Source organism: Symmachiella macrocystis, assembly GCF_007860075.1.
GTDB classification, from domain to species: Bacteria; Planctomycetota; Planctomycetia; order Planctomycetales; family Planctomycetaceae; genus Symmachiella; species Symmachiella macrocystis.
The window spans coordinates 109,924-134,180 of the sequence record NZ_SJPP01000004.1 but is presented as its reverse complement, the minus strand read 5'-3'; the positions used below and the strand labels follow the sequence as shown (position 1 = coordinate 134,180).

The 24,257-nt window shown below is 52.9% G+C and carries 16 protein-coding genes; 11 read left to right on the top strand and 5 right to left on the bottom strand.

Annotated elements, in window-relative coordinates; translation table 11 throughout:
• Window positions 1–96: 96 nt before the first annotated feature.
• From CA54_RS27900 to CA54_RS30045, 4 genes are all read right to left on the bottom strand, one after another.
• The gene (locus CA54_RS27900) at window positions 97–2,349 is read right to left on the bottom strand and encodes a hypothetical protein (protein ID WP_146374308.1); all 2,253 of its coding nucleotides are present in this window, start codon (window positions 2,347–2,349) and stop codon (window positions 97–99) included.
• Between the two features lie 390 nt (window positions 2,350–2,739).
• Window positions 2,740–5,346, bottom strand: coding sequence for a hypothetical protein (locus tag CA54_RS27895; RefSeq protein ID WP_146374307.1), 2,607 nt, complete (start codon window positions 5,344–5,346; stop codon window positions 2,740–2,742).
• Between the two features lie 137 nt (window positions 5,347–5,483).
• Complete coding sequence (locus tag CA54_RS27890) at window positions 5,484–6,668, bottom strand: sialidase family protein (protein WP_146374306.1); 1,185 nt, start codon at window positions 6,666–6,668, stop codon at window positions 5,484–5,486.
• A 256-nt stretch (window positions 6,669–6,924) separates the two neighbouring features.
• Entirely contained in the window at window positions 6,925–7,050 is a 126-nt protein-coding gene (locus CA54_RS30045; protein WP_261343772.1) for a hypothetical protein, read from the bottom strand.
• Window positions 7,051–7,637: 587 nt separating this feature from the next.
• Between CA54_RS30045 and fae the strand changes: the two genes are divergently transcribed.
• Both fae and CA54_RS27880 read left to right on the top strand, forming a co-directional pair.
• Window positions 7,638–8,186, top strand: a complete 549-nt coding sequence (fae, locus tag CA54_RS27885; RefSeq protein WP_145426324.1) for a formaldehyde-activating enzyme — start codon at window positions 7,638–7,640, stop codon at window positions 8,184–8,186.
• 195 nt (window positions 8,187–8,381) lie between these two features.
• Window positions 8,382–9,080 (top strand): SMI1/KNR4 family protein, encoded by a 699-nt coding sequence (locus tag CA54_RS27880; RefSeq protein WP_146374305.1) that lies wholly within the window; start codon window positions 8,382–8,384, stop codon window positions 9,078–9,080.
• A gap of 140 nt (window positions 9,081–9,220) precedes the next feature.
• On the opposite strand, the gene CA54_RS27875 is transcribed toward CA54_RS27880, so the two are convergent.
• Window positions 9,221–10,498 carry an OmpP1/FadL family transporter gene (locus tag CA54_RS27875; RefSeq protein ID WP_146374304.1) on the bottom strand — a complete coding sequence of 426 codons (1,278 nt, stop codon included), beginning with the start codon at window positions 10,496–10,498 and terminating at the stop codon, window positions 9,221–9,223.
• An 873-nt stretch (window positions 10,499–11,371) separates the two neighbouring features.
• Between CA54_RS27875 and CA54_RS27870 the strand changes: the two genes are divergently transcribed.
• The 9 genes from CA54_RS27870 (at window position 11,372) to CA54_RS27830 (ending at window position 24,187) form a co-directional block, all read left to right on the top strand.
• Window positions 11,372–12,187, top strand: coding sequence for a GGDEF domain-containing protein (locus tag CA54_RS27870; RefSeq protein ID WP_146374303.1), 816 nt, complete (start codon window positions 11,372–11,374; stop codon window positions 12,185–12,187).
• Between the two features lie 637 nt (window positions 12,188–12,824).
• Entirely contained in the window at window positions 12,825–13,493 is a 669-nt protein-coding gene (ribB, locus tag CA54_RS27865; RefSeq protein ID WP_197532912.1) for a 3,4-dihydroxy-2-butanone-4-phosphate synthase, read from the top strand.
• On the top strand, window positions 13,457–15,028 hold the full coding sequence (locus CA54_RS29935) for a hypothetical protein (RefSeq protein WP_231963229.1): 1,572 nt from the start codon (window positions 13,457–13,459) through the stop codon (window positions 15,026–15,028). The genes ribB and CA54_RS29935 overlap by 37 nt, the downstream gene beginning before the upstream one ends.
• A gap of 46 nt (window positions 15,029–15,074) precedes the next feature.
• The gene (locus tag CA54_RS27855) at window positions 15,075–18,176 is read left to right on the top strand and encodes an ATP-binding protein (protein WP_146374300.1); all 3,102 of its coding nucleotides are present in this window, start codon (window positions 15,075–15,077) and stop codon (window positions 18,174–18,176) included.
• 24 nt (window positions 18,177–18,200) lie between these two features.
• Window positions 18,201–19,250 carry an HD domain-containing phosphohydrolase gene (locus CA54_RS27850; protein ID WP_146374299.1) on the top strand — a complete coding sequence of 350 codons (1,050 nt, stop codon included), beginning with the start codon at window positions 18,201–18,203 and terminating at the stop codon, window positions 19,248–19,250.
• 114 nt (window positions 19,251–19,364) lie between these two features.
• Window positions 19,365–20,294 (top strand): 4-hydroxy-3-methylbut-2-enyl diphosphate reductase, encoded by a 930-nt coding sequence (ispH, locus tag CA54_RS27845; protein ID WP_146374298.1) that lies wholly within the window; start codon window positions 19,365–19,367, stop codon window positions 20,292–20,294.
• 640 nt (window positions 20,295–20,934) lie between these two features.
• Window positions 20,935–21,726, top strand: coding sequence for a DUF1295 domain-containing protein (locus tag CA54_RS27840; protein ID WP_197532911.1), 792 nt, complete (start codon window positions 20,935–20,937; stop codon window positions 21,724–21,726).
• Window positions 21,727–21,837: 111 nt separating this feature from the next.
• On the top strand, window positions 21,838–23,361 hold the full coding sequence (locus tag CA54_RS27835; RefSeq protein ID WP_146374297.1) for an SDR family oxidoreductase: 1,524 nt from the start codon (window positions 21,838–21,840) through the stop codon (window positions 23,359–23,361).
• Entirely contained in the window at window positions 23,342–24,187 is an 846-nt protein-coding gene (locus CA54_RS27830) for a PP2C family protein-serine/threonine phosphatase (RefSeq protein ID WP_197532910.1), read from the top strand. Before CA54_RS27835 ends, CA54_RS27830 begins: the two co-directional genes overlap by 20 nt.
• The last annotated feature ends 70 nt before the right edge of the window (window positions 24,188–24,257 follow it).

The window sequence follows — 24,257 nt, the reverse complement described above, 5'->3', positions numbered from 1 at the left end:
TTCACAGGATATGGGACAAGCATTTACCGCGCTGCCGACAAATGCAAGTTGTCGGCAGTTTCGGATTTCGATGTAGTTACGGATACGGTCATAACGTCATTGCTTGATCAGCCAGACCTCCGCGACCTGACAACCGCGCTGGGCAAGCAGTTCCCATTGGAGATCTAGGACCCCGTCAGCGGTGGCGGCTTGTGGGATGTCGAATTCGATCGGCCACGGTTCAGCCGGTTGGGGGAGCGGGCCGTGGATTTCGTGGCTTTGGTCGGCCAGCAATCGCATCGTCGCGCGGAAGCGACCGGTGTAGGTTACCCGTAGGCGGTACTTCGCCGACGGATCGAGGTTCGTGTATCGCATTCGCAGTGGTTTACCAAAGAGCGTTTCTGCCTGGTTCAGCCAAGAGAGCTTTCCATCATTCAGTTTCAAGAGGTTCCCGTTCACACGGTTGCCAAATTCTGATTGCGACGAGCTGACAAAACCGGGGTCGGCTTTCCAGGCGTTCTCGCGAGTCGCAGGTAGAAGATGCGGCTGACGTCCAACGCGTCCCAGATCGTCATAGTATCCCCCTGGACCGGGGTCTTCCCAATCGACGATTTGCTGAATCCGCCGCAGTTGCTCTTGTTTGTCGTCGAGCTTGAGAATCTCTGCAAACTGAGCTTCCATCCAGGGACTATCGTTCAGCGAGAAGTCGAGATAATCGAGTACAGCACCACGATCAGGCCGGTTCGCGCCGTAGTTGGGCGTGTCCAATTGCATGCGGACGCTTTCGTGGAGCAACTTGCCCTGTTCGACGAGCTTGCTGCGCACATCATGTGCCGTGTCGTCGTCCTCGACCTGGGCGAGCGTTTTGCGCGCCTGGTCGATCGCTGGCTTCACACCGATTTTCGGGGCTCTGCGAAGTTGGTTTTTGGCTTCCTGTTCGATTTGCGTATGCCGAACGAGTCTTCGTTTGAGGTATGCATCATAATTTGCTCGCAAAATCGGCAGTTGTAGACGCCAGTTCGTCTGAGATGCCTCGGGAAGTTGCTTTTCGATTTCTTTCCATTGGGCGAGCGTTTTCTCGATATTCTCATTCGCGAGCAGCGGTCCCCGCCAATTTTCTTCCAGCCCAAGTAAGCCTTGCACAATGGCTTCGTCTTGCTCTTGTCCGATGAAATATCGACCGTATTCGCTCAGGATTTCCTCGACATTCAGATTGTTATCCCAACCCGACGCGCTCCAGATTGTTTTGTTGACATCGTCGGTAATTCCGTCGGAGTAGCAAACGAATCCATCGGCGAGATCTGCCAGGGAATTGTGAATGTGGGCCATCGCTCGGGGGCGAGGATTGTATGGTTCGCGGCCGAGGGCCTGACAGAAAGCGGGATCCCAATCGGGGACCGGATACTGGCAGCGGAGTGTGTGGCAGATGTCCGGATAACGACGGATGCGAAATTTCCGCGGCGTCCGCGCACGAGCCTCGGCCAAAGAAATCTTCGCCCAGGGGCCGAAAACAATTCCCTCCAACCAATCCGGCTCGGCCGTCCGCAAGTAATTAAACAGGTCTTCGTTTTGTTCTGGAGTGAATCCCTGGTTGGAAACCCACAAGCCCGCATCAGGATGGGTTTCGTGAAGCGCCGCCGCCATGCGTGACAGCCATGGCAGCAGAATGTCCGGCGGCGTATGGCCGGGGTCGCCTCCTGGCACAAAAATATCGCTAATGTGCGAACACGATTGAAACAGCGTCCGCATACGATTGAGTTCTTCTTCAGCCTGTTTGGGATCGTTCACATCTGCTTCGACCGGCACCCACATCCAAACATCCATCCCATAAGAGCCGATCAACGCGCTCAGTTTCTGATTCATTTCCCAAGGGTGAAGCGGCATCAGTGGACCGCGCGGCTCGTCTGGGCTGACGGGAGGAATCAATTCAATGGCATTGGCGCCGAATACAATGAGATCGCGGAGGTACTGTTCGTATTGCTTCAAATCCCAGGCGTCGTAACTGTTGGCCGTTTCGCGGAAACCGAGTTGGTGGCCACGGATGGCGACATCGGGAGCCGTGGAAATACGGACATCCGCGGGTAGCTCCAGCTTGCCTTTGGTCATGGATAATAACCGCAATAATCGTCCCGCGGCATAGAGTGTCGCGCGCTCGTCGAAACCCAGCAACATGACGGTCGGACTCGGCTGCGTTTGATCAACCCAAATCGCATAGGCATCGTCGCGACTCGGCGGCTCGAGACCATCGGGGAGTTTGCCGTCCTGAAATTGAGCGACCGTTTGGATCACGATGGTGGGAGTTTCTGGTTTCTGAGCTCCCTCCACTATCGGCACGCGAATCCCGGTTCGCTTCTCAATTTCATCAGTCAATAGTGCAGAGGCCTTCGCAGGCAAAGAACCCTCCTGAGTGCCGACAATTTCCACCTTTGACAGGTCGAGAGTCTTCCCGTCAGCCGCGCTGGCAAAAGAAGAATTTGTGAGGCCGCAGAAGAGGGCCGTCACAGCAATGCCAAGGAATCGTGCCAAGAAGGATGCCATGTTGTTCCCCATTTTAGAAAAAGGTCGAGGTCCAGGTTGGTCGCTTACGGTCGAGTACGACGGCGTGAATGACAGCTTAATCACCATAACATGAAAACCAATGAACTGCGACGGTCGATCAGGTACTGCCAAATGGCACAAAGCCCGAGCGAGGTGACCGATTATTATTGAATTACGAATTGCCTCGAGCAATCCGGAAACCATGTCTGAGTGTTGGCGGCTTTAATCATCCCGTTTCATCAACCAGACTTCCGAGACGAGCGTCCCCCAGCCGCCGCTGTTGCGCCATTGCTCGCGTTCCACACGCGGGCCGTTGGCAACATCTTTGGCTTTGCGGAGTTGAATCGTTAATTCGCCATCGTGGGTCGCCGTTTGTGGGATGTCGAATGTAAAAAACTCGCTCATTCGTTCCGGTAACGGCTGATCTTCGGCAAGCACCAAATCGTCAGCCAGGATCGTCTGTGACTTCTGGTTCATCCGCTCTGCGTAGCGCGATTGATACCAGGGACGCACGAACGTGAAGCGCACCCGGTAGCGAGCCTTGGGATCGAGATCGTGATATTTGAGCGTGACCCCCTCGGATTCGTCTTGCGTAAAGTGCATGGAACGCTGACTAGGGCGATTGCCTTCGGATAGCATCATCGAAACATACGGTTGGCCGTGATCGTAGGGGTAACCCTTCACGACGTGCGGCGCTCGGTTGTTAGTCCCGAGATTGTCGTAATAGCCGCCGGGGCCCGGATTCTCGTAGTCGACGATCATCTGAAGCAGTTCAATTTGATGGTCACCGTCTGTTTGCTTCGCCTGTTCGAGTTGTCGTCTCAGCCAGCCCAGACCGATGAAATCATGCTTCAAATTGAAATAGCCTTCATTCCGCACACCGAACAGGGCATTGCTTTCTTCGCCCAGTTTTCCGGCTTCCTCACGCAACTGGGCCATCTCAGCGGATTCGTCCAATGCGTCGAGACTCGCGAGCGAACGATCAATGGCGGTGGCGACATCTCCTCCAGCGAGCGCCTGGGCGATGCTTTTTTCAATGCCGGCCTGTAACTCCGCCTGCTGACGTACCGCGAGTTGCGTGTACTTATCGAGTGCGGCTTTTTGCATGAATTGCCGCCACAACCAGTTGTTCTGGAGATTAATCTCGGGCATCGCAGCGCCGGCTTGGCTCACAAGCAGATAATTGTGGTCGATTCCTTTCTTTTCGATCAGCGGCGTCGTGGGGTCTTCCTCAAGATTCTCCTCCAATTGAAAAATCGCCTCGGCCATCAACGGCGCAGCTTCCCGGCCGAACCAAGTGCGGCAGTATTCGTCGACGACATCCTCGACGCTGGTCCGCGGAGCCCAGAGCAAGCGTTGCCACATCCACTGGTTGAAATGGTCGTGGTGTCCGCTGGAATGGGTGATGTCTCCAACGCCGTAACGCATCAGATCGTTGAAGACCCGATGATAAAACCGCGGCCAAGCGTAAAATGTTAGCCGGTTATAGACCATGGTGAGTCCCTGATCCGGCCGCCGCTCGTAAATCTCGTGTCCCGATGTCCGCGGCGGGAGTTCCCCGTCGCGATCGGCGCGGGGGTACATTTGAATGTACGCATGCTGAGCATAGCGCCAGTGCGTGATTTCGTTGTAGTACACGAGTTGATGTCGCGGCGGAAGTTGCCGGAGGATTTCGCGGGGGTAAAGGCCGTACGGACCGAATCCCGGATAGCGAAATAGATCCATGCGGTGCGTCTGGCGATGCCCCGGCTGCCACGACGTTGCATCCGATCCCGGCCCGTAACCCCAGCCCCACAACCAATCGCGTGGCTGTTCCTGCAAGTACTTAAAAATGGCGTTATCGTCGGCGTTGTCGAATTTCTGGTTGGTGAAATAGACTTTCGTCGTGGGGTGGTACTTATGAATAATCGCCGCCATCTTCTCGACGACCTGGATAAACTTCAGCCCGTAAGGATCGCAGAGGTCGCATTCACACCCACCGCCATCGCCGCCGTGGAATTTGACAAAGTCATAAGTGGGGCTGGAGCGGAACTGGTCTTCGCAGCGTTTGAGCTGAGCGGCACGGGCTTCGGGGACCGACAAACAGAGGTATCCAATCCGGCCGATCGATTCTTTGGCATTCCATTCCGGCGGACCGGGGCCGGTATTGGCGCCGAAGCCGCCTTGGGTCATTAAGCCGAACGACTTGATGAAATCGAACATTGGCCCTGGACCCGTTGAGAATGTATTCGCACCAGCCAGTGCATAATCCAGAATCACCCGCTGCGTCTCCGCCGGCGTCCAATCACGGACCTTCGCCAGCTTTTTGGCGACACCGCTTTGGCCATACTGTGTGCCGCGAATGGCAAACGCAGGCGCCGTACGCACGTCGAGGGTGTCAGGAATCTCGACAGATTTCTCTTTGATATCCAACTGCCGCAGAATCTCACCGGCGGCGTAGAGTACGCCCCGTTGATCCACTCCAGCTGCCAGCAGCACGTTGTCGACAGCGAGCATTTTGACCAGGAATCCCTCCGGTCCGGGATCGCTCTGGGTGAGGGCGGGAATCTGATCGGCTTCGAGTTGTTTGTGCAGCTCTGGATGATGCGCGGGGATGCCTAGCAGTATGAGTAGAGAATTCGTCGGCACGTCCTCGTCAGTCCGTTCGACGCGCGTCGGGAGGCCGCTGGGTTCGGCAATCCTCTTCTGGAGCAATTCGGCCACTTTGAGTTCCACGGAATCGGCCGCCGCCCCGACGCGGATCGTAACAGATTCATACTCGGCACCATGCGCATTGGTCGCAATGTAAATGACGCTGCATAGGACACTATAAAAGAGACCGGAACGCATAGAACTCTCCTCGGGGCAGGGAAGTATAAAAAGCGTCGTTACCCCGCCTATAGATTAGCTTGAGATCGAAACCCCCAAATGGGAGGGAAACGCAACCAGAAGGTCAGCGTCGTAGCCGCGCACTCCGGAGAGTGCACTTACTCAGCCGCGTCACCGGCGCGGACCCAATCCTCATTAAACCGCACGACTTTGATCGTCTCATTTGGCCTGGGCGAGTGGGTGTAAGCACAGAGGATGCTGCCGTCGCGCGATTCAATCACGGACGGATACGCAGCGGCAGTTGAGGCGTCGTGCTTCTCCAGGAGGCGATGCCACTTCCACGTTTCCCCTTCGTCGTCGGACAGGTAGGCCGTCATTTGTGTGCGACCGCCGCGGTCTCCGCCCGTCGTGTCATTGCAGACCAACAACCAGTTTCCGGATTTCAGAGCGATGCACTCCACACTGCTGTCGGGATTGGGGATTTCCATCCCCTGCGTCGGCGTCCAGGTTTGCCCGCCGTCTTTAGAAACCGACCGCGGAATGCGGCGACGGGGGCTTTTGTCGCGCATCATGGCCACAATGTCGCCATTTTGCTTGCGGACAAAACTCGGCTGAACGTTCAGCGGCAGAATCGGCTCGCTAAATTCCCAGGTCTTGCCCCAATCCTCAGTAAATGCGGCCAATGAACAGTTGAAAATGTCCGAATACAGCGGCACCATCATACGGGTGTCTGAGAGCATGATGGGATGAGTTCGCGTCATCCAGCCTAATCGCCTTGCCAACTTGTCTTTGGAGGCCGTCACGCCATACTCCAGGCGGGTCCGCAGCCGTTTGTTTGTTTTGATCTCTTCGGCGAATTCCTCACGAGCCTGCTCGGCACTTTCCGGATAGTATTGTTGCAGATTGACCGGGCGACAATGCAGCACATCTTGCCAATCCCATTTCGGAGGGCCGTCACAGGCATAGTCGCTCGAGGTGCGATATTTCAAGAGATAAGTGTCCGACGTGTTGTCGAGCGACGAAATCCAAAACAGCCACAGCTTGCCGCGCGGATCGAGAAAGAGCACGCAATTCTGATCGGGAAGGTTCTGGTTGTCCGCCATCAGAAACGGAGCCGACCACTGATCCGCCCCGTGTTTTTTACGTGCCCCTCGAATCACCAACGAGTCGTCGGTTTTCTCCCCCACACCATGAAACCAACAAACCAACAAATCCCCATCGGCCGTTTCGACAATTCCCGGCGAATGATTGTGCTTGGGCTCCCCGGGAAAGACAAGTTCCGCTTCATAGAGTGGAGCCCCAGGCAGGGTGACGACCAGCAGAGCATAAGCAATTTGCAGCATGGCGTTTCCTCGATCTATCCAGCCGACATTTGCCAGATGGCATAAGCCTGGAACCGATCCAAGCGCGGAATGGCCTCCATTTTAACAAGGCGTTCCGCCGAAACCAGCGCAGCTTGAATTTACGTCGTAATTGATTCCCATGCCTTGGCTCCCGCGACAGGAATTCAACCCGGAACAGGCATTGTGCATTTCCCTCAAGCGGACACTGCGCAGAATTTCTCAGTATCCCATTATTCCTGGGGAACTACAGTCTCGGCTATTTCACCCGCGATTGTTTTTGGTCATCAATGCTTTTGATCACCGGTTGGCGAAGCATGCCCAATACTTGAAAGAAGATCGCCTGCAACGGTGGTTTCATGTTTGCGTTGAGCGGTCTGTTCATCGCAGGTTTTGGGCTGGTGTGGCTTGTCAAGAGCATACGTCTAGACATGCGTGGCGAGCGAGGTGAGTGCATTGTGCCGTTACTGATGCTTTTCTTGGAACCGTTTTTGCGGCAATTGGTGTTCTGGCTCTACTCGGAAAGATTGTAATCGAAGAAGGTCCGGGGCGTTGAAGTTGCTCTCCAATGCGTAACCACTTACACGACCGGTTTTGGTGGAAACGGAGTTCCACGAAGGACCCGGCGATACCGACAACTTTGGCAGGAAGCTCACTCTTGACCTCCCCGTCAATTTGCACAGCCAGAAAACCACCCTGTTTTTGACACGGCCGAGGCCGGTCTCTAACAACGGTCGGCCCCAGGGGTTCTGGGGATGTGCCGAGATTCGAACGTAGTCGTGGACTTCGCACGCACCGGCGGAACTCATACGACGATGAAGTCTGTGGTCGTTCAAGTGAAGATAGGCGGTTACTTATTCTGTTTCGTGAAAGACACGGAAACGCGTCGGTGGTGGACATCGTCGGTTGTGGCGAGTACGCTGTTGGCCATTTGAACTGAATCAACTTCACCTACAACGGAACAGGCCCCCCATGAGTGATCGAATTGTGATGCGTACCGGAGAGTCTCTTGTCGCTGGCGGACCACCGTTTACAGCGGCGGAGCCGGAAGTTGTCATTGGCGAATTGGACGGGCCGGTCGGCACGGCGATTGCCACTTTGACGGGCGGCCAATCCGCTGGCCACTCGAAGGTCTTTGCAATCCTGGATACCGATATCCAGGTGCGGCCGGTGACTCTGATGGTCAGCAAGGTGACGGTGAAGAGCACCGCCTACACAAATATTTTAATGGGGACTGTGCAAGCGGCGATCGCAAATGGAGTACTCGACGCAGTCCGAGCGGGAGACATTCCCAAGGAAAAAGCCAACGACCTCGGTATCGTTTGCTCGGTTTGGCTAAACCCCGGGGCCGCCACTGAAAAGAACCTCGACCACAAGGCTCTTTTTGAAATTCATCGCAAGGCAACGGCACAGGCCATTCATAAAGCCATGCACAACGAACCTTCCATCGACTGGCTACTTGAGCACCAAGACGAGGTCACGCACAAGTACTACCAGCGAGGCCTCGATGGGACACTTTAGCGAACAACCATAATCATCTTTACGTTACTGCTCAGCGAGTGCAGCAATGCGTCGCGTGTGCCATCTAGGACGGATGGGCCGGCGTGGGATTCGTAATCCAGTCCACGAGCACATGGCATCTAAGCGGCGCGCCGAAAGGTAACAACAACAGCTATTTCTTCGAAAAGACGGACGGCTCGAACGGAGGTAACAGCAGTGCCAACGCTGGCTGAAGACATTGATTTAACCCGCCGCGAGATGCGCGACTGGCACACTTCATTGTGCGCAGGCATGTCTACCGAAATGAGGAATGACGACGATTGGAGGTTGATCGACTCCACAATCAAAGAATCCGATGTCACGACCTTCGAACAGCAATTGCCGGCGCTGCTGCCGCTGTCCTATAAGGCATTCCTCCTCAGTTATCATGCCTCGTGTCTGGACTTCGGCGAATACACGTTGCCCAGTTTGAGACATGACGAGAGGCTCGACGAAAGCCTGAAATTGTTGCTGCATCCAGAATTCTGGGGAATAGGCTACATGCAAATCGGATGGGCTTCCGGTTGCGGTGACCCGCTCGTCATGGATTTCAAATCGGCGACATCCGACGGAGACTACCCTATCTGTGTCTTCAACCACGACATCGTGCCTCAAGACTGTTGGGGGGACCGGGAGCGGCTCAACCCGTGGAGAGCGCTCATCGCCGGTTCGTTCCGCGAGTTCTTCCTCGCGTTGTTGCATGGCGATGACGGGATCTTCCCGCGCCCCAGAGCTCCAGAAGAACAGAGAAGGAATGCCGCTTGGGAAGAGGTTGAGCGGCTACTCAAGGAAAAGGGGCTTCCGCCGTACCACCGGCCCGATGGGGTACCCAAAACCGATCCGTGGAAAATCGCCGAATTTGTCCGTTCGATGTAGTGCTACCCTGCGAGGTCTCGATGGGACACTTTAGCGAACAGCCATAATCATCTTTACCTTGCTGCTCATCGAGTGCATCAAAGCCTCGCACGCGAGCGATCTAGGACAGATGCGCTGGCGTGCACTATTGGCTGGATAATCTAGAACCTTCGGATGAGGCTGAGCGAAATCCAGTGAGCTTGTGAATTGCTCTCGCTGTTGCTGAAATCTCCGCCTGCCAAGGCACTGGTGCCGACCGACCTTTCCGGTCCGAAGGAAAACTGATAGGCGAAGTTCCATTGCCAATCACTCCATGACTTCCCGTAACCAATCGTAAATGAGTGTTCCAAGGTCGCCGGGATCAGCGGGGTGAGCGTTGCGCTGGGCAAATTGCGTGTATTGTAAACGTATCCGGCTCGGAAGACGGAATCGTTGGGATTGAACAATTCATAACCGAGTCGAACAGACATACTGTCGCGCCAACGGAGCGGAAAAGACTCAGTGATTTCAGGTCCTAAGACGGCCGGAAAGATCGGATTCGTTGAGTTTCGCAACTTGATGTCGAGTTGGTCATAGGCGTGCGACCAGTCGTACCACATCAGATCTGTGGAAATCCGTTGCCGACAATTGAGCCAGTGAGCAACTCCCACGCCGGCGGAACGTGGCCATGCCAGTTCGACCTCGGCATCGAAGCGGCTTTCGACCGGCTGCGGTCCTAATCCGATCACAGCAGCGCGAACATTGCCATCGTAATCCATGCGGGTCTCGCCAATAAAGCCGGCTCCAAAAGTCGTCCACTCATCGAGTTTATACTGCAGGCCGACGTTCCACGCGAGGCTGGCACCGGTTGCCTGCAAATCGAATTGGGTCGGTGCTCCGGCCAGCGGGCCGGTTTGTAAGAAGAATGGGCTTTCGAATTCGAGATGGCTGACCGCCACCCCTAAAGAGGCACCAATGGAGAGATCGTCATTCACCTGGTAGGCCAGACTGGGCATGATTTTACCCAGCGCGCCAAACGATTTGTAAGTATTTGTTCCTAAAACCGGATTCGTCAGCTTCCATGTCGCACCATATCCGGCTGGCGCGAAGGCTCCAAATCCCACGGCCCATCGGCCATCCAGGCTTTTACGGATCACCGATAATTCCGGAAGGACATTTGTATTGACCGCGTTTGAGTTATTTTCCGGGTCGGAATAATCAAGATCCGTGATCACGGTATCAACGCCAAACTCGGAGAGTCCCGAACCCTTAACGTTCACCATTGCCGCGGGATTGTTCAGAATGACGGCCCCGTTGTCATGATGTGCGAGATTTGTCCCACCGCGCCCTGAACTTGTTGCACCAATGCTGTCTCGGACCACACCATTAGATTGGGCGCGACCAGGGACCAGCAGTTGAACTGCCACAGCGAGAAGCAGATAAGCCACAATTTTCTTCATGATTCATCCCGATTTGCGTCAAACCCTAAGTCAAAGTATCGCCGACTGTCTCCAAGACTCTGGATTTCGGAGATTTTGCAAAGGTTATACGTGCGAAGTGAGAATGCAGTGGATCTCACGAGGTAATTCCCCAATGGCCATCTGTCTATTGATCGGTCCTCACAATCTGATTTTCTCAAAATTCCAGATTCTCTAGAAATTTCACCCTAATCGTCAAATTTCTTGTAATCCGCAACTTTTCGCAATCAGCCACTCTCTGATAGGCAGTGAATGCACAAATGAGGTCTAAAACGCGGGCTCTCTCGAATCAGGAAATGCTCTGACTTTCGCACAAACTGAACAGACTTGGCACTTCTTGGTCCAACAGGTCGAAACACCTGCACGAAACAAATACTGATTCTGCGAGCTTTGTTTTTTAAGGGCGCACATCTGGCAGCTACGTTTTCACTGGCACAGTCGGTCTCTCTAGTTACAGAGGACAAACCAGTGAACCAATCGCCAATCGAAATCTTTGTAGTGGCTTCAATAGGACTCCGAAAAACGCCAGAGGCTCCTGGGAGGTCCTCTTGAGAGCAGAGTAGGGATTGTAGTGCTCAAGGGCACGAAAATCCTCTCGAATGGTCGAGAACTTCGGGTCTCCGAATTCAGAAACCGCGACAGAATTGTAAGCTTAGATACCCAAACGTCTACGGTTCCGATCATTAGTCGTCGAGCCAAGAAACTGTCGCACTGAGCCATAATGACAAAGGTAGTATTTTGACTATTTTTGATTATCTAAACTGTCTGGCTTGTGCATTGATTGGGGCTTGTTTGGGGTATCAGTGGTGCAAGCGAAGACATTCGACTCGTGACAACACATCGAGTCCTGACAATTTGGCGACTCGACAGCCCATTGAAAAACCTGAACACACCGCACCGTTTCACGAACTCCAAGACGCACTCGCTGCCAGTGAGTGGGCCGCAACTTCGATTTCCATTGGTCCGGCTCTTTCGAGTAATGCTGACGACGAATCTCTATGGCTGGACGAAATTCGAACAGAAGCAATATGTCGAAACGACTATGCCGAGATGGATGCGGAACTTGGGCGTGTGAGATCGATACTCGCCGAGCAAAAAAAACAATTGTTATTGTCCCAAGCCGAAGCGCGGACAGACGTTCTCACGGGCTTATTCAATCGACGAGCAATGAACGATTGGTTGGACCGCTGCCTCAAACGCTACCAGATGAATAATGAAGCCTACTGTCTCATGTTAATCGACATTGATGATTTCAAGATGATTAATGATGACTTTGGGCACGTCGAAGGTGATCGGGTTCTTCGGCAGGTGGCGGAGGTGCTTGGGGCTTCATTAAAGTCACCACATCAGCTGGCTCGGTACGGAGGTGATGAGTTTTCGATTGTCCTCCCCGCCTCTGATATCTGCGTTGCACAAATGAGCGGCATACAGGTATTGGAGTCGTTCGCAAAACACAAGTTCGTCATCGAAAATCAAATTCGGCATATTACACTGACCATTGGGATTGCCGAACAGACTGAGGAACTTGAAAATTTAGACCTCGTCAAACGAGCTGACGAATGTCTCATCGCTGCCAAATCTGCTGGGAAGAATCGCTGTTGTTATTTCGATCACGTAATCGGATTTCCAGTCACAGCTCTGCCTGCGGTCTTTTCTGTCGATAGCCTATGAGCCACTAAGTCTTGCATGTGTTTTCTACAAACACCTTGTGAGCTCTCGGTAGACATCGACTCCACATGCTTTCAGCCACCAGCTGAATGAGGCCGAACTGCACAGCAAACGCTGGTCTGCTTGGCAAGCATGGAACTGGATGATGCGCAAAACCGAGTTTCCAGCCTGCGCAGGTGATGCTGGCTCGATCGTCGTGCGGTGCGATTGCCTAACTCCCTTTCTAACGGAGTGAAGTCGAAGCGTGTTGCGAGAAAGCATTTTCGCAACACGCTGCCGTTTGGCTCAAGATCGGCCTCATCGTCCACAGTGCGAACCTGTGCTAAGAGCACAACCGCCTTCCGATGCGTCACAGACCTGGCTGCTCTTATCCAGGCCGGTGATCAGGTCTGACTGTCGCAACGCCCCATGTCGATCTCTCCATCGCAATGCGAATAGGTTCTCACAGCATTACAAACGGCAATGTAACCGGAGATAGGCAAACCCTTTATTCTTTGAACAACAAATTCATTATTTGTCAGAGACATTGAATTTTGGTTGATTGTAAATGCTCCCACTCGTACATTGCCTCTCCAATTCTAAAGCTCCGGTTCTCATTTTGGTCATCTCTCTTCCTTTCTTCATTGGATCTAGAAACAAAATGAAAAGAAACCATTTTTCAACAATCGAAACTGCGATTGAAGCGACAGCTAACGGAAAAGTGCTGATCATCGTCGATTCAGAGGAGCGCGAAGACGAAGGTGATTTTTTCATTGCAGCTGAAGCAATCACCCCAAACGCGGTTCATTTCATGATCAGCGAAGGTCGGGGACAGCTTTGTATGCCGCTATTACCCGAACTCGCGACCCAGTTGGCGTTGGAGCCGATGATCTCGTCGAACAGGGACAAGGACCAGCCTCGCTTTGCAATTCCCGTTGACCATCGTAGCTGTCGTAGCGGGATCAGTCCTCACGAACGGTCGTTGACAATTCGTGCGATGATCGACACCAAAAGCCGACCGGAAGACTTCACTCGTCCTGGGCACGTCTTTCCACTGTTGGCCGAAGCTGGCGGAGTTTTGTCACGCACCGGGCACACGGAAGCGGCTGTCGACCTTTGTCGATTGGCGGGACTGTCCGGTGCGGGAGTGATCTGCGAAGTCTGCAGCCGGGATGGCATTGGGATGGCGCGTCGTCCGGAACTGACTAAAATCGCAAATCAATTTGACCTTCATATGATCACAATAGATGACTTGGTACAATTTCGTGAGCGAAAATCGTCATGCCAATGCAATTGGAAGACATCACAATCCCTTCAAGAATGCACGTGAACTGGAATACCGACATGAACAAGGGAATCCAACAGATCACACCACCGGGCATTACAAACAAAGTCCGACGTACTCCGGCAAATAGCGCGCTCCCTGACGGAGAGGTAATCACCATTGTCACCAATGGTGCGAACGATGAGATTGCGGCACAAGCCGCTCTCCGGCTGGAGCAAGAAGGAATCCCGGCAAAAGTAGTTCACGGAAGGTATGTTGCGAATTCCGAGGCTCATCGGTCTGGCGAGACATCGGACGGGGTCAGCGCATTTCTGATCCTTGACCCGGATTACGAGGGAACTGCAACAGGGGCTTCGCTGCCGGACCTATCCAAGACATCAAAATCCACCCGCACAGTAAGTAGCCTGCGACTGGACCCTGCTCCTGCTGACACTTCCCCAACGCATCGCTCGAATCAGAGCCGTGTCGACAGAATTGTCCAAACAGTGCGTAGCTTCAAGCAAAAAGATCTCCCCCATCAACGGGTTAGGCCTGACGCACACAATCGGTTTGATTCAGCCGGATCTGGTCGTGATGCAATATCAAAAGAATTTTGGAAGCGGCCGGAAATAGGCGAACAGTTCGAATTATCGGAAGACTTGTTGCAACGGGAACTGGATTTGGTCAAGGCGGCGAGACTGAGCGACGAGGTCGAAGCGTTTTTTGACGCCTATTCTCAGGTCGGTGATCGGACGCGATTTTTGTGGCAATGGTGTGTGCACGGCGCGGAGTTGACGACTATCTCCAATGTCGCGCCGCAATGGCGACGTCACGTATGTGACACAAAGGTTTTGTCAATCATGCTTTGCGTGCTCATGGACGACGTCGCTGATGAGCAAGGCAATCAGCCGCTGCTGGAAGTCTTGATGAAAATCATCGAGGGGCAACCCACTCCAGCGATGCAAAGTTTTTCAGCAACGGACCGTAGAACTGCTGAGGTGACTCAGTACTTATCCCAAATATACGAACGCCGAATATCAGAATATCCGCTACACGATGTGTACAAACGATTACTGGAATTCGATTTGATGCAATATTTCAACACGATGAGGTACTCCTGCCTGCTCAATGAGAACCTGAGTCTGCTCAACGTCACCGAACACGAACTATACTTGCCTCACGCCATGCACATGATGAGCTTCTCAACGCTGGACCTGATGTGCACGCCAGAATTTGACGTGCACGAACTCGGACGGTTCCGGGAAGCGATTTGGCATGCCCAATGTATGGGACGCGTCGGAAACTTGCTAAGTACCTGGGAACGCGAGATTGAGCAAACCGACTTCACAAGTGGTGTTTTTGCTCGCGCAGTGATCAAGGGAGACCTGAACGTTGACCAGCTGAATGCCAGCGATGCCCCCGCAATTGAAGCGGCCATCCTCGGTGGAGGTCACGAACAATATTTTCTGAACCGTTGGCATGAACATAGAGAATGCCTCAAGACTAAGCTCGCTGAGATTCATTCGGTTGATTTACACGGATTTGTCGAAGCTCAAGAGCGATTCTTTCGGATGCACTTAGCCTGCCGGGGAGCGATCTGAGCATTGAAAGTCGACCGGATGGTTCCGGTGGCAAGAGATTATCAGAATGACTGAGTGGCTACTTAAAAAGACCGGCGCTCACTACATCCTGGCGATGATGATTTTAACCCGCCCGATTTGCCTCATCGGTGGTGGGCTAACGATCTATTACATCAACCTGACGATGAATCTGGATGCGCGCATCTTCCATTTGCTCATCTCCTATTCATCAATCTTAATCCCGACAGCAACTGCGCTCACAGTATTCATGGCGCTGCACGAGACACGCACGTTGCGTAAAGTATTGGCGCAGCTAGGTCGCGGCGGAGAAATTAACGCTGAGGAGGGAATGCAAGCTGGCCGAGAAGCGGTCGTATTCCCCAGGGTCCATCATCGAACTGAAGCGATCTACGTGACCTTCATCTGCGTGGTGTTGTTTTGCGCCCTGCTGGTGTTTCTCAATCAGGCTCCCTTGAAGGTGGCAATTCAGATTTCGTTCGCCGGTTTCGTAGGCATTGCATCTGTTCTGATGGGAACCTTTTTTGCAAGCGAACGCTGGATGGTTCCGGTGATCAACTTGCTGATGCGGCAGGGCGTGACAATCGATTATCCGGCGATCCCGGTCGGCAAAATTCAATGGCGGATGAACATTTCGTTCGGCCTGACCATCTTGGTGACCGCTTTAATGATCGGTGCACTGGCGAATCAAAGAGCGTGGGAGATTTCAGAAAATCCCGACCAGGCAGTTACCGCAGTCACAATTCTGAGAAGGCACACGTTTTTCATCACTATGGCAGCGTTCGCGGTTGGGCTGTTTCTCTCACGGATGCTTGCGAATTCAGTGGCGTCTCGCATCGACATGCTTATGACCGCGATGAAGCAAGTCCAAGATGGCACTCTGTCGAAACGCGTCTTGATGACAGGCAATGATGAGATTGACGTCCTGGGACGCCAGTTCAATTTGATGGTTGGAAAGCTTCAGCAAGATGATTTCACGATCCGAGACTTGAATACGAATCTTGAGCAAAAGGTACAAACCCGGACCAGCGAGTTGGAAATCGCCCGCGCCGATGCCGAATCGGCGAATCGCTCAAAAAGCGACTTCATCGCCAATATTTCGCATGAATTGCGGACGCCCCTCAATGGGGTGATCGGAATGACCGAGTTGTTGCTCAACACGACTTTGAATACCCAACAGCGCAAATATGCGAAAGTGGCCGGAATCTCGGGAACTACACTGCTGGAACTGCTGAATGAAGTTCTGGACTATTCAAAAATTGAAGCGGGTAAACTTGAAATTGAACATATCGACTTCAAGCTGTTGGATGTCGTAGAACCGGTCTTGGAAATCGCCGCACATCGCTGTTGCGAAAAAGGCATTGCTCTAGCCTGTTACGTGGATCCATCCATTCCACTTACGGTGAAAGGCGATCCAGGACGTGTGCGGCAGATTCTCAACAACCTAATGAACAACGCGATCAAATTCACCGAACAGGGGAGCATCGTGTTATGTGTCGAGCTGGATCGCGTTGACGGTGCGACCACAACGCTACGCTTTAGCGTCGCCGACACTGGAATCGGAATACCGCCCACCCGGTTCGATCGATTGTTCAAGTCGTTCTCACAGGTCGATGCCTCAACGACCCGCCAATACGGCGGGACCGGCCTGGGATTATCGATATGCAAAGAGTTGTGCGCGTTGATGAAGGGACACATTGGCTTTGAAAGTCAAGTCGGCACCGGATCGACTTTTGCATTCAGCATCCCCTTCGAAATGCTACCGGAGCAAAATCTCAGTTTTTCACAAGTCGCAGCGGATCTCAAAGGGCAACGAGTGCTCCTTATCAAACAAGACAGCGTGGCAAGGAGCATGCTACACAACCAGTTAAAAGCCTGGGGATGTCTTGTCGATGCTGAGTCTGCCGCCAATGAGGCAATGGATCGGTTGTACCAAGCCACCGCAGAGGAGCAGCCGTATCACACGGTATTGATTGAGAAAGCTTTAGTAGACTCCGAAATGGTCGCCTGGATCACACTTGCGCATACCGAAACCACGATACGCGAACCACGTCTGATTCAACTTGTTGCACTGACCGATCAAATCGACGAGCCCACGTTGCGCAAGCAGGGGTTTTTCGGCTCTCTCGCGATACCAGTGTTACCTTCGGAACTCATCAATGTGATTGGCCCCACCTGCGTCGACTCCTCTCAGAGCGACGATGCGATGTCAGCCGCACGAATGCGTACCGAGTTGCGAGGCAATTCACAACAAAGGAAACTGAAGAAAACGGGACACAGCAATGCACGCATTCTGGTGGCTGAGGATAATTACATTAACCAGGAGGTAGTCGCCGAGATTCTCTCCAATGCCGGCTACACGTGTCACATCGTCGCCAACGGCCGCCTAGCGCTCGAAACCGTTCGCAATGAACGATATGACCTGGTCTTGATGGATTGCCAAATGCCAGAGATGGACGGGCTGGAGGCGACTCGGGCCATTCGCGAATTTGAAAGCGGGATCTCAAACCAACAATCCAAAACGCTGCCGATCGTCGCATTGACGGCGAGTGCATTGACCGGTGAACGCGAACGGTGTTTAGCCGCGGGGATGAATGGTTATCTCAGCAAGCCACTAGACCCAGTGCGCTTGATCGAAACGATTGAAGCCCATTTGTCCCAAGGCGATCAGACTTCGCCCCAGGTTGACGATGGACACGATGCGAGCTGTCCATCCGATGACAGCTGTGATGAATCGGACCTTGAGACAAAATCAAACAACGAAGATTCCGCCGATGTATTGGATGTCGATGGGCTATTACGGCGATGTAACGGAAAATTGGAACTCGCCGAACGATTGCTCGGTAAATTCCATGACCGCTTGGACGGTGATCTACAGAAGATCGAAGACAGTGTTGAAAGCTGCGATCTCAAACGAACCGCAACGCTGGCTCACGCACTCAAAGGCTCCTCCTCCAATCTCTCCGCCGAAAGGATACGGCAAGCCGCGACAGATTTGGAAGAAGTGGCCCGGACCGACGATGTCGCAGATCTGTACCAGTTCTTGGAACAGCTGAAAACGGAATGCGAACTCTTCTTGAATATGGAACCAACCTTGTCGAAACACCACCAACTTGAATTGGTGGAAATTTCGATGACGTCAGTGAATTGACTCAAACCAACGGGAAGAAATCAAATGCCAATCTTGATTGTTGATGACGACGATATTGCCCTGGAATTGCTTCAAAATACTCTTGAAGACGAAGGGTACGAGGTCGAATCTGCAAACAACGGATACGATGCTCTAGAAAAATTGCGGTCCGGCCGCTTTCAGACCGTCGTCTCAGATTGGGAAATGGACATCATGGACGGAGTCCAGTTTTGCCGCGAGGTACGCAAACGTTGTTTTGCTAGCTATATCTACTTCATTCTTGTGACCGGGCGAACCTCGACGAAGGATGTCGTGGAGGGACTCGATGCCGGTGCAGATGATTTCATCGCCAAGCCGTTTGAGCCTGCGGAATTGTGTGTGCGGCTTCGTGTTGGTGAGCGGATTCGTGCGTTGGAAAGCCGCAACGGCATGATTTTTGCGCTCGCTAAGTTAGCGGAATCGCGTGACACCGATACCGGAAGTCATTTGGATCGCATTCGAGACTACTGCCGCGTTTTAGCGCAGCAACTTTCTACACTGCCCGCTTATCGAGACATCGTGGATGGGGACTACATACAAACTCTCTATCAAACCAGTCCCTTACACGATATTGGAAAAGTCGGCATTCCCGATAACATCTTGCTAAAGCCAGGCAAGCTGACCGAAGACGAATTTGCCATCATGAAGACACATGTGGAAATCGGAGCTGAGACGTTGGCGGCGGTTGCAGCGAATCACCCCGGCCTGGACTTTTTGAAGATGGCGCTGGAAGTGACTCTGTCACATCATGAACGATTCGACGGGAGCGGATATCCCAATGGTCTCGTTGCCGATGAAATCCCGTTAAGTGGGCGAATCCTGGCGTTGGCGGACGTCTATGACGCGATCACAACCGAGAGAGTTTACAAACAGGCTGCATCACATGATGTGGCACGCTCTGTGATCGTCAAAGGACGCGGGGCACATTTTGACCCTGACATCGTGGATGCCTTTTTAGCAGTGGAGAAGCAGTTCATCGAAATCAAAAGTCAGTTCGAATCTTCGAATGACATCCCTGACCATCCATCCAGCTTGCAAGTACAACTCGCCGTATAACGCTAAAACGGACTTCCATTCGCTGACATATCCGTCGCTGCTTTTTGGACCGAAACGATGTGATCCCGCAGACCAGGTTATTTCAATAGCTTTATCCCCTCTGGAAGGACAATTATGAAGATCCTCTTGCCGAACCCACACGGTTTTTGTGCTGGGGTCGTCATGGCGATTCAAAGTCTCGAAAAAGCATTGGAGTTATACGGCGCACCGATTTATGTGTTTCATGAAATCGTCCACAACAAACATGTCGTCGAAGGGTTTTGCCAACGCGGCGTTATTTTCGTGGATGGTCTCGATGAAATCCCCGAGTCAAGCCATGTGTTATTTAGCGCCCATGGAGTCTCTCCCGACATCCGGAAGCAGGCAAGAGCCAGACGGCTGAAGACCATCGACGCCACTTGCCCGCTTGTTTCCAAAGTGCATACAGAAGCCGTCAAGTTCGTCGCGGCTGGCTACTCTGTTCTGCTCATCGGACATGCCGGACATGACGAAGCGGTGGGAACCGTGGGGGAGGCACCCGATCAAATCCAACTGATCGAAACGATTGAAGATGTCGACACCGTAAAGGTCCCCGACCCAGACAAAGTTGCTTATCTGACGCAAACAACTTTGAGTCTCGACCATGTCAAAAATATCGTCGACCGACTCGAACAGCGTTATCCCAGGATCATCGGGCCTGCCAAGCAGGACATTTGCTTCGCCACACAGAACCGGCAAACGGCTGTGAAAGAATTGCTTTCGGAGGCTGATGTTGTTTTGGTGATCGGTAGCCAAAACAGCTCCAACAGCAATCGCTTGGCCGAAGTCGCGCGGGAAGCCGGCAAGCCGTCATATCTTTTCGATCATGTCAGCGAAATCGATCCAACATGGCTTCGCCCCGACGACACTGTCATTTTAACGGCAGGAGCAAGTGCTCCGGAAGAACTTGTCGATGAATGCTTAAATTACCTATGCTCACAATTTCAAGCCACTGTGGAATCACGGGACATCCGGCAAGAGCGCGCTCGATTTGATCTGCCGGTTGAGCTTCGCTCTGTGGTCTAAGTCATTCACACTGACCGCTGATGATGGCATTTCACGCAACTCGGCATACTTCCCGAGTTACCTCAGACTGTCGCTATTGAAAAGCAATTCTCCCTGCAACCTCGTTTTGTAGGCATGCTCTTTGTGGCGCATACGCCGTCCGTCGAGATGTTTACAGATAATGAGTTCCGTTTCTGCTTTGATCGGTCGTAATCGCAAGCCACCATTTGCTGAAACACGGCGTGAGAGGCAATGGCCCCTGCTATACACTCTTGTTGCTATCTGCGTAGAACCTGCCCACGGGCGGGGCTCTCGTATCGCATGAAAAAGAGTTGCGCACTTCACGACCACTGATTTTGCAGGGGTTCGACTCAGCTGGCACGAGAACCCCAATCGCTGCTGTCTTTGCTCGCACAATGCTGGGATTAACGAAGTCATCGGCCCAGTTGCGTGGCTGAGAGCGGAATACGCTGGTATCTCTTCGGTGGTTCCATATTGCCCGCCACTTTGGGGGTGTCCCCCCCATATTTCGAGGAACCTCACCGAGCACTGCAGATTCTCTTGGCAGGTCAAATCTGGTTGTCAATGGTTTCGATGCGCCTACAATCTAAGTGTCATATGGTTTTTAATTCCCGCTTCAAATTGGCTATCCGTGTTTGAAATGTCCCCCTTTCTCGTAAATCTAGCAGTCGTGACTGGCATGATGCTCTGCGTTTGGTTGGTCAGTCTGCGATTGAACGACGTGAGCATCGTCGACTTGGCCTGGGGGGCAGGGTTTGTTGTGATCGCTTGGGTGAGTTTTCTGATTACAGGAATGCCCACGCCTCAGAAATGGGTGATTGTGGGGCTGGCGAGTCTTTGGGGACTCCGCTTAAGTGGCTACCTCACCTGGAGAAACCTCGGAAAACCAGAGGATTATCGGTATCGTATGATGCGCGAAAAGCACGGCAGCGGTTTTCCACTACGTAGTCTGTTTACCGTTTTTGGCCTGCAAGGGGTGATCATGTGGATCGTTTCCCTGCCGCTCCAAACGGGGCAAATGGAGAACAATCAAGATCGCATTGGCCTGCTGGCTATTTTGGGCATGATTCTTTGGTGTATTGGATTTCTATTCGAATCTGTTGGCGACTGGCAACTGGCCCAGTTTAAAGCAGATCCGGCGAATGCAGGTCAGGTGATGGACCGTGGCTTGTGGCGATACACGCGACACCCAAATTATTTCGGAGACTTTCTTGTCTGGTGGGGGCTATACTGTGTCTCATTCGGTCGCGGTACAGCATGGTGGTCGGTGATCGGGCCCATTGTAATGTCCATTCTTCTCGTACGCGTGTCCGGCGTCACATTACTCGAAAGCTCACTGAAAACTCGCAAAAAGGGATACGAATCCTATATCCAACGCACACATGCGTTTTTCCCATTCCCACCAAAGCGCGAATCCAATCAGAAACTTTAATCGACCTTCTCTTTAACACTGACTGGAATCGCGGGTATCACCCCGACTTGTGTTTAGGGCACCGATCGCAATCGAACATCGGTTATTGGTCAAATCACGACAGGTCCTCACATGCCAAATCAGCGATCCATTCTTCTCACTGGTGGCACGGGTTATGTCGGGGGACGCCTCATTCCTTTGCTGGAAAAACATGGATATCCGCTGCGCTGCGTCGCTCGACAGCCGCAATATTTGGAGTCGCGCGTCCAATCCTCGACAGAAATCGTGCAAGGGGACCTCTTTGAGCTAGAGTCGCTGCGTCGAGCGCTAGACGGTATCCACACGGCCTTTTATATGGTCCATTCATTGGGGACAGGACAAGACTTTGAAAAAGAAGATCGCACGGCAGCGCTCAACTTTGCTGAAGCAGCCCGGCAGGCCAACGTGCAACGGATCATTTATCTTGGCGGGCTTGGCGAATCACAGAATGGTTTGTCGCCGCACTTGCGCAGTCGTCAGGAAGTGGGCGATATCCTACGGCAATCTGGAGCGCAGGTCATTGAGTTTCGAGCTTCAATTATTATCGGGTCGGGGAGTTTGTCTTTTGAATTGATTCGCAGCCTGGTTCAAAAGCTGCCCATTATGATCTGGCCGCAATGGGTTTCGACGCCGGCGCAGCCGATCGCCATCGAGGATGTCTTGGCCTATTTGATGGCGGCTATTGAGTATAGCGACCAGGAAAGTTGCGTCTTTGAGATTGGCGGGCCGGATCAAGTGTCGTATGGCGGCGTCATGTTGGCGTATGCAAACCAACGCGGTCTGAAACGTTGGACTATTCCAGTCCCGTTTTTAAGTCCCCGTCTTTCGAGTCTGTGGTTGGGCTTAGTCACGCCGGTCTTTGCACGCATCGGTCGAAAATTGGTGGAAAGTTTGCGGAATCCGACAGTGGTCCACAACGACGAAGCGCTGCAAGCCTTTCCCGACATCCGACCGCGTAATTCTCATGCGGCTATCGCCCGTGCACTGGCCAAGGAAGATCAGGAATTTGCGGAGACACGGTGGTCGGATGCCATTTCCTCGGCTGGTTCCCCAAAGAGTTGGGGGGGAGTTCGTTTTGGCAATCGGCTCGTGGATTCCAGGACAGCAACAACACACGTTTCCGCAGCACGAGCGTTTGAACCCATTCGAAGAATCGGTGGGAATACAGGTTGGTACTTTGCAACTTGGTTGTGGAAAATTCGCGGCTATATGGACCTGTTGGTTGGTGGAGTCGGAATGCGTCGCGGTCGTCGGAATCCGAACACTTTGACAGTTGGCGAAACCCTCGATTTCTGGCGTGTACAAGCCTATGAGCCGAATCGCAGGTTGCGGCTCGATGCAGAAATGAAACTTCCTGGACGTGCCTGGCTGGAGTTTGAAGTAACCGAGTCTGCGAGTTCGACGACGATTCGCCAAACCGCTGTCTTCGATCCGGTCGGTTTGTTGGGTTTAATGTACTGGTATGGAATTTATCCGCTACACCGTTTGGTCTTCGCCGGGATGTTACGTGAAATCGTGAGGGCGGCTGAGCGTACAAATCCTCAAAACGCATTCCCGGATAAACCAACGACAGCAAATTTAGGCGAGGATGTCACACATGCGAACACAAACTCCTGAACGAATGCAGTGCATGGAGGTGTGGGGAGGCAACCGCGCAGTGGACCGCGCTTTGACAACGACCGGTTTGGACGTCTGTGTGTATAGCAGCCCGCATGCAAATTCCCAGAGTGGGGGGGACGTGTGCTATGTCTCCTCTTGTGCTTCGGGGCGAATCACACGCATCCTGTTGGCCGATGTCAGCGGTCATGGTGATGCCGTGGCGGACCGTGCAGATATTCTTCGACAACTGATGCGCCGCAACATCAATAGGATTGATCAGTCCTCATTAGTGAACTCGATCAATCAAGAGTTTGTCGTCGCCTCGACACAAGGGCACTTTGCCACTGCGCTGATTGGAACCTTTTTCGCTCCGACACGAATGTTGACGCTCAGCAATGCCGGGCATCCACATCCGCTGATTTATCAACACAAAACCCGGAATTGGCGACAATTGAAAGCTGAAGAGCCTGAACCGACGCAAGCTCGCAATTTCCCCCTGGGGATCGAAGCAGACGAAAGTTATTCAGACGTTCGCACGAAATTAAACACCGGCGATTTGGTGCTTGCATTCACCGATGGTCTCATCGAAATCGAACAACCCGACGGACAACTTCTCGGTGCCGACGGCCTGCTGCAGCTTGTTTCTGGTCTAGAACTCTCCGATCCAAACCGTTTTATCACTTCCTTAATCGAGAAAATCGTCCCCCGGAAAGACGCAATCAATACCGGTGACGACGTGTCGATTATTTTATTTCAGACCAATACTGAGCGCGTCTCACTCCGCGACAACCTCCTCTCTCCCTTCCGCGTTGCAGCTAGTTTTTTCCACCAAGGTACTAATTGAAACCCTGGTCCTCGATTGAAACGACTTGAGTGTTGCCCAACGAGATAACGGCATCGCAGCAAGAAAGACT